This window comes from Serratia bockelmannii (assembly GCF_008011855.1).
Lineage (GTDB): Bacteria > Pseudomonadota > Gammaproteobacteria > Enterobacterales > Enterobacteriaceae > Serratia > Serratia bockelmannii.
In genome coordinates, this window is sequence record NZ_VOUX01000033.1 from 131,781 (window position 1) to 143,652 (window position 11,872).

Here is an 11,872-nt window from a genome sequence, read left to right on the forward strand (position 1 = left end):
GCGGATTAAGCCGATTTTACGTTAGCGAAGTTGATTGCCGGTTCCGGCAGGCCCAGGTTTTCACGCAGGGTTGCATGCTGATACTCTTCACGGAACAGGCCACGGCGGCGCAGCTCCGGGATCACCAGCTCGACGAACAGTTCCAGTTGGTTGGGCAACACCGCCGGCATGATGTTGAAGCCGTCTGCGCCTTGCTGTTCCAGCCACAGCTGGAAGTCGTCGGCGATCTCTGCGGCGGTGCCTACCACCACGCGGTGGCCACGCGAACCGGCCGCGACGGCCGCCAGCTCGCGCAGCGTCAGGTTTTCCCGCGCGGCCAGATCGGTCAGCAGTTTCACGCGGCTTTGGCCGCCTTCGGTGGCGCCCACGTTCGGCACCGGGCCGTCCAGCGGGTAATCGCTCAAATCGAAGCCAAAGCGCGCCGACAGCTGCTCAATGCCGTTATCGATATCCACCAGTTGATTCAGCTGATACCAGGTTTCCTGCGCTTCTTCTTTGGTACGGCCGACAATCGGCATCACACCTGGCAGGATCAGCAGGTGGTCCGGGTTGCGGCCGGCGTCGGCCACGTATTTTTTCTGGCTGCGGTAGAAAGCTTGTCCTTCTTCCAGGCTGGCGGCGGCGGTGAACACCACTTCGGCGGTTTCCGCCGCCAACTGTTGGCCGGCCGGGGAAGAGCCGGCCTCAATGATCACTGGCCGCCCCTGCGGCGAGCGGGAAATATTCAGCGGGCCCTGCACCGAGAAATGCTTGCCCTTATGGTTGGCGGCGTGGATTTTCTCGTCGATGGCGTATACGCCATTTTGCTTATCGCGCACGATGGCGTCTTTTTCCCAGCCGTCCCACAGTTTGTAGCTGGCCTCGAGGAATTCCCGCGCCACTTCATAGCGTTCGGCGTGCGACGGCAGGTCTTCACGACTGAAATTGCGCGCCGCATCGCTGGAGAAAGAGGTCACCACGTTCCAGGCGGCGCGGCCGTGGCTGATATGGTCGATGGAGGCCATGGCGCGTGCCAGGTGGAAAGGTTGATCGAAAGTGGTGGAGGCGGTCGCCGCCAGCCCGATATGGCGGGTGTTAACCGCCAGCGCCGCCAGCAGCGTCAGCGGCTCCAGGCGTGACATCGTCGAGGGCAGGCGGTGCACGCTGGTGGCCAACGCGTCGCCGACGAAGAACATATCGAAGGTGCCTTCTTCGGCTTTTTTTGCGATCCAGGTGAACCAGTCGATATCGGTCGGTGAACCGCTGGCGCCTTGTGCGCGCCATCCTCCGATGTGGTGTCCCAGCGCCTGAACGAACAGGCCGAGACGGAGTTGGCGCGATGGTGTTGAAGGTGAAGTACTCATAATTATTCCTGTTTTATTATTAATTTAACAATGCAATCAGTCGCGGCAGCGCGCCAGGGGACATGAGGGCGCAGTCGCGGATAACGCTTTCGCCTTCGAGGCCCGGAAGCAGCTGCAGAATGGCGTGCAGCTTGGCGTCGAGGTCTGTCGGCCGGGCGGCGGTTTGCTTTCTTGTGACCATGTCACTTATTTGCCTTCCGTCCTGCAGCGTCAGGGTCAGGCGATGGAAGCGCATCTCCGGATCGAGCGCGTCCGGCGGGGCTGCGGGATCGACATGGCGCTCAACTTTTGCCGCCAGGGCGGCGATAGCCGCATCGACCGGCTGTTCGCCGTAATGCGTCAGCGGGACCTCGCCGTGGTATAGCGCATCGGCTATGACGTATTCGAGGCTAAAGCGCGCTTCCACACCGGTGGCCGGCTGGCGAATATAGGGTGCGGTATCTGCGCCGGGCGGAAAACTGACCTCAACCAGTGCGATCTCCGCAAGGGCGTCGCCTTGTTCCAGCAGCCGCGCGCGCAGGGCGAGCGCCGCCTCGGCCGCGCTGTGAGTGCCACCGCAGGTCGGATACCGCTTGAACTCCAGCCCTGGTTGCAGGATGCGCCAGGGCGTGCCCCAGTCGGCGGTCAGGCATTCCGGTTTTTGCCGGCCGTCGCCGTGGGAAGTCAGCAGGCTGTCCAGCACGCCCTCCGGTTGGCCGATGAAACCGGCCTGAGCCAGCAGGGCGGCATTGACCGCGTTGCGTGCCGCCAGCCCTGCGTGCAGCGGTTTGGCCGCCGAACCGAACTGGCTGCGCAGGCCCGCCGCCTGGGTGGCCGCCAGGCCGAGAGCAATCTGCGTTTGCCGCTGGTCAAGCTGCAGATAACGCGCCACGGCGGCGCAGGCGGCGACCGCGCCCAGGGTGGCGGTGCTGTGAAAACCCTGCACGTAATGTTGCGTGCCAGCGGCCAATCCCAGCCGGCCCGCGGCCTCTACACCGATGACATAGGCGGTTAATAGCTCAGTGACATTGTCACTCTCACCGTTCAGCGCCAGCAGGGCGGAGAGCACTACGGTGCTAGGATGGCCACGCAGCGCAGGATGGTAATCATCGAAGTCCAACGAGTGGCTGACATAGCCATAGCGCAGTGCACGGTTCTCACTGCTGGTCGGCGGAAACGTCGTGCCGATCGCTGCCAGACCGGCATCGCTCAACGCCCCGCGGGCAATCGGCAATGCGCAGGCGAAGTAATCTTTCACGCCGCGGCGAGCGGCTGACAGGGCGGTTTGATCCGGCTGGCTGTTCAATATCAGATGAGCGAATTGGGCGGTTATCGATAATGACAAGGCGTTAACACCTGAATTTATAGATGGTTATGCACGAGTGCGGGGTAAAAGGTATTGTGTGGCGGTTTTCTTTGTCCCGAAAGAACGAACGGCGCTTCTATATCGCTGAATGGAATATCACGACGGCACTGCGCCGCCGTCAGGGCTGCTGGCAGGCGCGGCAGGCTGCGCTTTAGCTATTTTTGTGCAAAACAAAGCTGAATTTGTTCTAACACGGTAGAGGACTTAGGCTGAGAAAAGGCGAACGCTCATGATGTCGATAAATGCCCTGAGACGCGGTGTAAGATGTTTGCTTGAAGGCCAGAGGATTTTGAGACTGCCACTGTGTCGGCATTGGTCGCCAAGCACGGGTTGGAGCCGCTGCTGCTCCAGCGCCTCCCGCACCGCGAAATCGGGCAGGCAGGCGATGCCCAGGCCCTGTTCCGCCAGGTAAATCAGCGTATCGACGGTGTTGCATACCGTGCGCTTGCCCAGGCCTTCGTCGAGCAGTTTATCTCCGCCCGCCACCGGCCAGGTCTCGACTTTGCCGGTGGTGGGGAATCTGTATAACAGGCAGGCGTGATCGCGCAGTTCTGCCGGCTGGCGGGGTATTCCCGCCCGGCGCAGATAGTCCGGCGCCGCCACCAGCTGTAGGTGAAACGTGCCCAGTTGGCGGCTCATTAAGCGAGAGTCCTCGGTATCGCCCACGCGGATCACCGCATCGAACCCTTCTTCAATCACCGCGACTCGACGGTCGGAAAAATCGGTTTCCAGCTCAATCTCCGGGTAACGCCGAACAAATTCCGCCAGCACCGGATTCAGCAGGCCGCCCACCAGCGGCAAACTGACACGCAGCTTGCCGCGCGGCGCGCTGTGCGTATCGCTGATTTCCCGTTCCGCCGCCGCCAATTCCTCCAGAATGCGCTGGCAGCGGTGCAGAAACAGCCGGCCTTCGGCGGTCAGGGTCATGCTGCGCGTGCTGCGGTGAAACAGGCGCGTGCCCAGACGGTTTTCCAGGCGGGCGATGCTTTTCCCCACCGCGGAAGCGGAAATGCCGAGCACGCGCCCGGCCTCAACGAAACTCAGCGTCTCCGCGGTCTGCACAAAGACGCTCACCCCAGACAGATTATCCATTGCTTGCCCCATTACGGACGTGAGTGTCCGCTATGAAAGGAAATCTAGCCTGTTTTTTCGTTAATCGCCACGCCCTATGCTCGGTGGCGACAGCATGGGCTGACTACCTGGGGTAATAAAGATGAATGAATACGGATCCACCGCCAACGCGATTGACGGCGCGATAGAGAAAGCCTTACGCGAAAAACGATTGGTTGGTGTGGTCGTTTTGGTGGCGCAGGGCGGTGAAATCGTTTATCGACGCGCGGCGGGCATGGCGGATCGCGAAGCCGGCCGGCCGATGGCGCTCAATACGCTGTTTCGTCTGGCCTCGGTGTCCAAACCGATCGTGTCCACGGCGGCGCTGGCGTTGATGGCGCAAGGCGCCGTGCGGTTAGACGATCCGATCACGCGTTGGCTACCGAATTTTCGTCCGCGACTGGCGGATGGCACCCAACCGTTGATGACGTTATGGCATTTGATGACCCACACCGCCGGATTAAGCTACCGATTTTTCCAGCCGGAAGGGGGATTCTACGCTCAGTCGGCGGTCTCCGACGGTATGGATGACGCGTCCGTCAGCCTGCAGGAAAACGTGCGGCGTATTGCCTGCGCCCCTTTGCTGGCTCTGCCCGGCGCGGCGTGGCGCTATTCTATCGCCACCGATGTGTTGGGCGCGGTTATTGAACAGGCGAGCGGCCTGCCGCTGGCGCAGGCAGTAAAAAAATGGGTGACCGGGCCGCTGGCGATGACGGATACCGACTTCCTGGCGGTGGACGCCGCGCGCCTGGCGGCCGCTTACGCCGACCATCCCGGTGGGCCACGCCGCCTGCGCCAACCGGATCGTTTACCGTTCATCGATGGCAGCGCCGGTTTTCTTCTGTCGCCGGCGCGAGCCTTGGATCCGCAGGCTTACGCTTCAGGCGGCGCCGGTATGGTCGGATCGGCCGAGGATTTCCTGCGCTTGCTGGAAGCGTTGCGCCAGGGAGGAAAGCCGGTACTGCCAACCGAGTGGGTGACGGCGCTGACCACCAACCAAATCGGCGATTTAACGATGCCGTTTTGGCCAGGGCGCGGGTTTGGCCTGGGCATCACCGTGCTGAAAGATCCCGTCGCCGCACAAACGCCGGAGTCCGTAGGCAGCTGGCGGATGGGGGGCACCTATGGCCACTCGTGGTTCGTCGATCCTGCCCGACAGCTCAGCGTGGTGGCGTTTACCAACACGGCGCTGGAGGGGATGTCCGGCGCCTTTGTCGGCGAGATTTGTCAGGCGGTTTATGCCGCGACGGGAGAGAGGTGATGGGTCTGATGCCACCGATTTTCTTCCTCGCGCTGGGGCTGTTCGGCGTTTACTGCATCGAGTTCGGCGTGGTGGGCATTTTGCCGCTGATCATTGCACGGTATGGCATCTCCACGGCGCAGGCAGGCTGGCTGGTCGGGATCTTCGCCCTGACCATTGCGCTGCTCGGGCCGCTGTTGGTGCTGTTGGCGTCGCAATTCAATCGCAAACGCATGTTGTTGATCGCGTTGACCGTGTTTGCGGCGGCCAGCGCGCTGTCCGCCCAGGTGGACAGCTTCTCCATGCTCATGCTGCTGCGCATTGTGCCGGCGTTGTTTCATCCGATCTATTTTTCACTGGCCATGGTGGCGGCCGCGGCGCTTTATCCGCCGCATCAAGCTACCAAAGCAACCGCTTATGCGTTCATCGGCACCAGCATGGGCATGGTGCTGGGGATACCGCTGACGCAATGGATCGCCGGACAGTTCAGCTATGAAGCGTCGTTCAGGTTCTGTGCCTGGGTGAACCTTCTGGCGGCGCTGGGATTGCTGTGGCGTTTGCCTGATGCGGCCGTACAGCGCCTCAGCTATGGCAAACAGTTGGCGATACTGCGCAGCGGTACGCTGTGGCTGAATATCACTACCTGCGTGCTGATCTTTGCCGCCATGTTTGCCGTCTATGCTTACGCGGCCGAGTACCTCAGCCGCGAAATCGGTCTCAGCGGCGGCGTCATCGGCTTTCTTCTGGTGGCGTTCGGTGTGGGCGGTGTCGTGGGCAACCTGTTGGCCGGCAGATGGCTGAGCCGCCATCGTGCGGTGACGGTGCTGCTGCATCCGATAGCCTTGATTGCGGCTTATGCGCTGCTGTATCGCTATGGCAGCGTGAATATTGGCTCGATGACGGCGCTTTGCCTGTATTGGGGAGCGGCGCACACCAGCGGTTTGATTGTCACGCAGATTTGGCTGACCTCCGAAGCCCCGCAAGCGCCGGCGTTCGCCACCGGGCTGTATATCGCCTTTATCAATCTGGGCGTGGCGCTGGGCTCGCTGGCGGGCGGCGGGTTTATTACCGCGTGGGGGCTACAGGGCAGCCTGCTGTGCGGAGCCTTGTTCGCCGCGCTGGCGGTGATTACGATCGCCGCGAGGCTGCGGTTGCAGCGGCAGGCTACCGTTGCGTTGCGTCGATCATCGCCATCACCTGCCGGAACATCGCGCTTTCCGCATCCGCCAGCTCGTTGACCAGCGTAAAGTGATTGCAGTGACGGTCGGCCAGCAGCTAGACGTCGAGGCCATGCGCCCGGCAAGCGTCATAATAGGCCTGCGTCTGGTTTTTGAAACCTTGCGTTTCCCGCTGGCCGACGTCGAGCAGGATCTGCGGCGCATGGTCTTTCGCCGGCAGTAAAAACAGCGGGCTGAGGGTTTGCGCCTGCTCGGGCGTCAGGTGCAACCAGTCGTTGATGTAGATATCGCACAGCGGGCGCAGATCGTAGAGGCCGCTCAGCGCCAGCGCGCCTTTGATCGCGTCGGGCGGCAGGCGATAGCGTTGCTGCCAACCGTCGGCGATCAGCATGCCGCACAGGTGACCGCCGGCCGAACTGCCGCTGACGAAAATGCGTGCCGGATCGATGCCGAAGGGTGCCCCGTGATGATAGAGCCAGGCGACGGCGCTGCGCACCTCATGTACGATCTCCGCGAGCGTCGCTTCCGGCGCCAGCGTGTATTCCAGCGTGGCGACCGCCACGCCGCGGCGAGCAAACGCGGCGGCCATCGAACAGGCTTCCTCTTTGCGCTGTGAATGCCAATAGCCGCCATGAATAAAGATCAGCAGCGGGGCGGGTTGTGCGCTGGCCGGGAACAGGTCGAGGCGCTCGGCGGCGCTCATGCCGTAGTGCAGATCGTAAATGCCCGGCGTCTGCGCCTTGGCGCGCTGGGCCAGCGCGGCGTATTCCACCATGCAGGCGTCAAAATCCTCCACCGAAGCGCGGGCATTGTATTGCACGGCGCGTGCGCTCAGGTGTTCAAACGTCAGATCGATGTTCATGCGTTTCTCCGGATTGTTATGCGTTATGTCTTCATCATCATCGTCCCACAGGCGAAAAGATGTTTGATCGCCGGTGCGCACAATTGCGGCTTCTCCATTGCTGTTATCTGCTGTATATTGCTGTTTTATGCTTTTTACGGCGGAATAAGCCCATGCACAAAGCGGCACGACAGCGCCATTTACTGGATTTGCTCAGCGAACGCGGGCAGGCGGCGGTGGCGGAATTGGCCGGCGCCATCGGCGTTTCGGTCGATACCGTGCGCCGCGATCTGGCCGATCTCGAGCGGCAAGGGTTGGCGCAGAAAAATCACGGCGGGGCGATCGCGCTCGAACCGTCCGGCATGCCACGTCAGGCGCGCGCGGCGCTGTTGCCGCAGATCAAGCAGCGGCTCGGCCGCGCGGTGGCTGCGCAGATCCCGTCCGGCAGCACCCTGATGCTGGATGCGGGCAGTACGCTGTTGGCGGTGGCGCAGGCGTTGCGCGGCCCGGCGACGGTGATCACCGCTTCGCTGGATATCGCGCAGTGCCTGAGCGACAGGCCGGAGATTAACCTGATCCTGCTTGGCGGCCAGTGGGATGTGCGTCAGCGGCTATTCGCCGGCAGTGCCACGCTGGCGTTGCTGGCGCGCTACCGCGCGGACATCGCCTTACTGGGCGCCTGTGCGGTGCATCCCCAGCTGGGACTGAGCGCCGGCGAAGAGGCCGATGCAGAGGTCAAACGCGCCATGTTGGCCAACAGCGGCGAGCGCTGGCTGGTGGCCGATCATATGAAACTGGACCGCTGCGAGCCGCATCACGTTGCGGATCTGGCGCAGATCCAACGTCTGTTTACCGATCGCCCGTGGGACAACCTGGACGAACAATCATTGATTGAACTTTGTGTCGTCGCCGACGACCGCTAGAGGAGAACACTGATGAACGATACTGCTCGACCGTTGCAGGTGGCGCTGATTGGCTACGGCTTTGTCGGCAAGGCGTTTCACGCGCCGCTGATTAACGCGGTGCCGGGGCTGGAACTGAGCGTGGTAGCTTCGCGCGATGCCGCCAAGGTGCATGCCGATCTGCCGCACGTGCAGGTGATCGCCGATCCGCTGGAGGCCATCCGCCGGCCGGAGGTGGATTTGGTGGTGATCGCATCGCCGAACGACACCCATGCGCCGCTGGCGCTGGCCGCACTGGAGGCGGGCAAGCACGTGGTGGTGGATAAGCCGTTTACGCTGGATTTGGCGCAGGCGCGTACGCTGATTGCGGCGGCGGAAAAACACGATCGCCTGTTGTCGGTATTCCAGAACCGCCGCTGGGACAGCGATTTCCTGGGCGTGAAGCAGGTGATCGAACAGGGGCTGATCGGCAAGGTGACGCACTTTGAGTCGCACATCGATCGTTACCGCCCAGAAGTGCGGGTGCGCTGGCGCGAGCAGAACCTGCCGGGCAGCGGGCTGTGGTTTGATCTGGGGCCGCACATGGTCGATCAGGCGCTGCAGCTGTTCGGTTTACCGCACAGCGTGCAGGCCAACATCGCTACGCTGCGCCCCAACGCGCAGATTAACGACTGGGCCCACGTGGTGCTCAACTACCCGACGCACCGCGTGATCCTGCACGGCAGCATGCTGGTGGCGGGCGGCGTCTCACGCTTTACCGTGCACGGCGAGAAAGGCAGCGTGGTCAAAGCGCGCGCCGACGGGCAGGAGAGCCAACTGCTGGCTGGCGTGACGCCGGGCTCGGCGGAGTGGGGCAAAGACGACGATGCGATGAGCCTGTTTATCGGCACGGAGCCGGTGCGTACGCTGCCGACGCCGGATGGCGACCAGCGTCAATATTACGTCCAGGTGCGCGACGCGCTGCGCGGCGCCGGCAGCAATCCGGTTACCGCACCGCAGGCGCTGGCGGTAATGGCGGTGCTGGAGGCGGCCACCCTGGCGGCGGAAACCGGTGTGACTCAGCCGTTGCCGCTCACCGAGGCGGAAATCGCCGCCTGGTAACGGCTCGCGTCAGATAAGGCGTCAGGCGCATGGATACAGTGCACACCGTGCGTCTTCCGCCATCCTACCTCCTGACATAGGCTAATCCTCAGTCTATGTCAGGAGTGCTTATCATGTTATCCCATCCTTCGCCGCAGGGCGTCCGCGGCATACTGGCCGCACTGTCTTTGAGCATGCTGCTGTCATCGCTCGGCATCAGCATCGCCAATGTCGGGCTGCCGGCGCTCGCCACCGCGTTCCATGCCTCGTTCCAAGCGGTGCAGTGGGTATTGCTCTGTTATTTGCTGGCCGTCACCACCTGCATCATCGGCATCGGCCGCTTGGGCGACAGCCTCAATCGCCGCCGCCTGCTGCTGGCGGGCATCGCGCTGTTTACCGCCGCTTCGTTGGCTTGTGCGTTGGCTCCGCAGCTTTGGCTGCTGCTGGCGGCGCGCCTGGCGCAGGGGCTGGGGGGCGCAGTCATGATGTCAATTGCCATGGCGCTGGCGGGCGAGGCGCTGGGCACGGAAAAAATCGGCCGCGCGATGGGGCTGCTCGGCACTATGTCGGCCGTGGGCACCGCGCTGGGGCCGTCGTTGGGCGGCGCGCTGATCGTCGGTTTCGGCTGGCGGGCGATGTTCCTGATCAACCTGCCGCTGGGGCTGCTGGCGCTGTGGCTCGCCTGGCGATACTTGCCGAATGGGCCGCGCGCGGCAGCGCCCCCGGAACCGTTCGATCGCGCCGGTACGCTGCTGCTGGGCGGCGCATTGCTCTGCTATTCACTGGCGATGACCCTTGGGCGCGGCAATTTTGGCTCGCTCAACCTGGCGTTGATGCTGGGGGCGCTGTTGGCGGGGGCGCTGTTCATCGGTGTGGAACGCCGCGCCGTATCGCCGCTGTTGGCGCCGACGCTGTTCCGCCATCCGGCCCTGACGGCGGGGCTGGCGGCCAGCGCGCTGGTGATGACGGTGATGACCGCCACGCTGGTGGTCGGGCCGTTCTATCTGTCACGCGCGCTGGGGTTAAGCGCTGCGCAGGTCGGGCTGGTGATGTCGGCGGGGCCGGCGGTGGCGATCCTGACCGGCATACCGGCCGGTTATCTGGTGGATCGTTTTGGCTCGCAGCGCATCGCCCAGTTTGGGCTGGCGGCGGTGGCAGCCGGGGCGGCATTGCTGTCGTTGCTTAACCGCTGGGGCGTGCTCGGCTATATCGCCCCCATCGCGCTGCTGACCGCCGGCTATGCGCTGTTTCAGGTGGCCAACAACACCATGCTGATGAAGGATCTGTTTCCTGAACGGCGCGGGCTGATCGCCGGCATGGTGAACCTGGCGCGCAATCTCGGGGCGATCACCGGCGCTTCGGCGATGGGGGCGCTGTTTTATCTGGCTTCGCAGCAGGTGGCGGGTACTGCGGCGGCGGCCGCGGTTGACGGCATGCGGGTGACTTACGGCGTGGCGGCGCTGTTGGCGCTGGCTGCGTTGCTCATCGCCTTCGGCGGCCGCCGACGGATGCTGCGTTACGATGCGCGCTGAACCGCGTAGCGTTCTTGCACGAAACCATTGTCCGACTGGGTGACGGCGAGCAGGCGCAGGCGCTGCTCCGGGCCATCGGCGCCGAACAAGGGAATGCCGCCACCCAGCAGCAGCGGCACGCGGGTAATCGTCAGTTCGTCGATCAATCCGGCCTGCAAGAAACGCTGTACGGTCTGGCCGCCGTCGATATACAGGTGACCGCAGCCTTGCTCGGCCAACTGCGCCACGATGGCCGCCGGTTCGCCATTCATCCAGCGAACGTGGCCTGTCTCGTGCGGCGAGGGCGGCTGCGTCGACAGCACTACCACCGGCAGGTCACCATAGGGCCATTCGGGAAAGGCGCGGACTTTTTCATAGGTATGGCGCCCCATTACCAGTGCGTCGATGTCGGCGATAAATGCCTCATAACTCAGGCCGTTTAGCAACGAAACCGCGTACTCGGGGCGCAGCAGCCAGTCGATGTCGCCGTCCGCGCCGGCGATGAATCCGTCTACGCTGGTGGCGATATAAACCGAACATTTCATCAGGCGAGATCTCCCCGGTACACCACATGGACCTTGTTGCCGTCGGGGTCGCGCAGGTAAGCGCCGTAATAGCCCTTGCCGTAATGCGCGCGTTCGCCGGGCTCGCCTTCACTGCTGCCGCCCGCCAGCAGGCCAGCAGCGTAGGCGCGTTTAACCTCCAGCTCATCGGCGGCGAGAAAGGCCAGCATGCTGCCGTTGCCAGCGCTGGCTGGCTGCCTGTCGAAGGGTTGGTAAGCATAGAAACGCGGCAGCGTTTGGCCCGGCTTCACCCAGCAGCGGGCAGCGGGACCGCCGTCCGGCGTCACTTCCCGCCGCTGTAATCCCAACGGCAACAAAATGGCGTCGTAGAAGGCGGCGGCGGCGTCCAGATCGCTGACGCCGACGGTAATATGGCTGAACATGGCGCTTCCTTTCCGAAGAGAGAGTATGAACGCAAACAGTAGCAGCGATATTGCAGAATGGACAGACCGTAACGGAGGATTCGGATTAGGGACGCGCGCAGGAGCAACGCGCGCTTCACAGTAGGCGGAACAGGCAGCCGCTCAATTGCTTTCGACGCGTGGATTGGCGTGAGTCGGCTGGCTGGGATAGTCAACCTGATGCTTGTGCAGATAATCGCGGATCAGCTGGCGTACCACCTGGGAAGGAGTGACGTCCTGCTGTAGGCACAGTTCTTCCAGAGCTTTCTTCTTGTCCGGGTCAATCAGCACCGTTAGCCGCGCCGTTTTCTTTTCCATCAGGATCCTCCAGAGAATGATAACTGAATGATAATACCAC

At 63.0% G+C, this 11,872-nt stretch carries 11 protein-coding genes and 1 pseudogene; 5 read left to right on the top strand and 7 right to left on the bottom strand.

Annotated elements, in window-relative coordinates:
* Positions 1-5: 5 nt before the first annotated feature.
* The 3 genes from FOT55_RS17210 to FOT55_RS17220 form a co-directional block, all read right to left on the bottom strand.
* Positions 6-1,343, bottom strand: coding sequence for an LLM class flavin-dependent oxidoreductase (locus tag FOT55_RS17210; RefSeq protein WP_049204006.1), 1,338 nt, complete (start codon positions 1,341-1,343; stop codon positions 6-8).
* Positions 1,344-1,362: 19 nt separating this feature from the next.
* Positions 1,363-2,667: an MmgE/PrpD family protein gene (locus FOT55_RS17215; protein ID WP_089180890.1), complete on the bottom strand. Its 1,305-nt coding sequence runs from the start codon at positions 2,665-2,667 to the stop codon at positions 1,363-1,365.
* A gap of 225 nt (positions 2,668-2,892) precedes the next feature.
* Positions 2,893-3,780 carry a LysR family transcriptional regulator gene (locus tag FOT55_RS17220; RefSeq protein ID WP_060433031.1) on the bottom strand — a complete coding sequence of 296 codons (888 nt, stop codon included), beginning with the start codon at positions 3,778-3,780 and terminating at the stop codon, positions 2,893-2,895.
* A 121-nt stretch (positions 3,781-3,901) separates the two neighbouring features.
* Between FOT55_RS17220 and FOT55_RS17225 the strand changes: the two genes are divergently transcribed.
* Entirely contained in the window at positions 3,902-5,059 is a 1,158-nt protein-coding gene (locus FOT55_RS17225; RefSeq protein ID WP_147823779.1) for a serine hydrolase domain-containing protein, read from the top strand.
* On the top strand, positions 5,059-6,276 hold the full coding sequence (locus FOT55_RS17230) for an MFS transporter (RefSeq protein WP_025302796.1): 1,218 nt from the start codon (positions 5,059-5,061) through the stop codon (positions 6,274-6,276). Before FOT55_RS17225 ends, FOT55_RS17230 begins: the two co-directional genes overlap by 1 nt.
* Here FOT55_RS17230 and FOT55_RS17235 read toward each other — a convergent pair.
* Positions 6,203-7,078, bottom strand: a pseudogene (locus tag FOT55_RS17235) (alpha/beta hydrolase). The gene FOT55_RS17230 and the pseudogene FOT55_RS17235 overlap by 74 nt on opposite strands.
* A 152-nt stretch (positions 7,079-7,230) precedes the next feature.
* On the opposite strand from FOT55_RS17235, the gene FOT55_RS17240 reads away from it, so the two are divergent.
* The 3 genes from FOT55_RS17240 to FOT55_RS17250 all read left to right on the top strand — a co-directional run bounded on the left by FOT55_RS17240 (position 7,231) and on the right by FOT55_RS17250 (position 10,571).
* Positions 7,231-7,980 carry a DeoR/GlpR family DNA-binding transcription regulator gene (locus FOT55_RS17240; protein ID WP_141998037.1) on the top strand — a complete coding sequence of 250 codons (750 nt, stop codon included), beginning with the start codon at positions 7,231-7,233 and terminating at the stop codon, positions 7,978-7,980.
* Between the two features lie 12 nt (positions 7,981-7,992).
* Positions 7,993-9,060, top strand: coding sequence for an oxidoreductase (locus tag FOT55_RS17245; RefSeq protein WP_025302799.1), 1,068 nt, complete (start codon positions 7,993-7,995; stop codon positions 9,058-9,060).
* 113 nt (positions 9,061-9,173) lie between these two features.
* Positions 9,174-10,571, top strand: a complete 1,398-nt coding sequence (locus FOT55_RS17250; RefSeq protein WP_147823780.1) for an MFS transporter — start codon at positions 9,174-9,176, stop codon at positions 10,569-10,571.
* Here FOT55_RS17250 and FOT55_RS17255 read toward each other — a convergent pair.
* The 3 genes from FOT55_RS17255 to FOT55_RS17265 form a co-directional block, all read right to left on the bottom strand.
* The gene (locus FOT55_RS17255; RefSeq protein WP_170311432.1) at positions 10,556-11,095 is read right to left on the bottom strand and encodes a dihydrofolate reductase family protein; all 540 of its coding nucleotides are present in this window, start codon (positions 11,093-11,095) and stop codon (positions 10,556-10,558) included. The genes FOT55_RS17250 and FOT55_RS17255 overlap by 16 nt on opposite strands.
* Complete coding sequence (locus FOT55_RS17260) at positions 11,095-11,496, bottom strand: VOC family protein (RefSeq protein WP_025302802.1); 402 nt, start codon at positions 11,494-11,496, stop codon at positions 11,095-11,097. The genes FOT55_RS17255 and FOT55_RS17260 overlap by 1 nt, the downstream gene beginning before the upstream one ends.
* 141 nt (positions 11,497-11,637) lie before the next feature.
* A complete protein-coding gene (locus FOT55_RS17265) occupies positions 11,638-11,832 on the bottom strand; it encodes a ribbon-helix-helix protein, CopG family (protein ID WP_004928567.1) in 195 nt (64 codons plus the stop codon).
* Positions 11,833-11,872 lie beyond the last annotated feature (40 nt).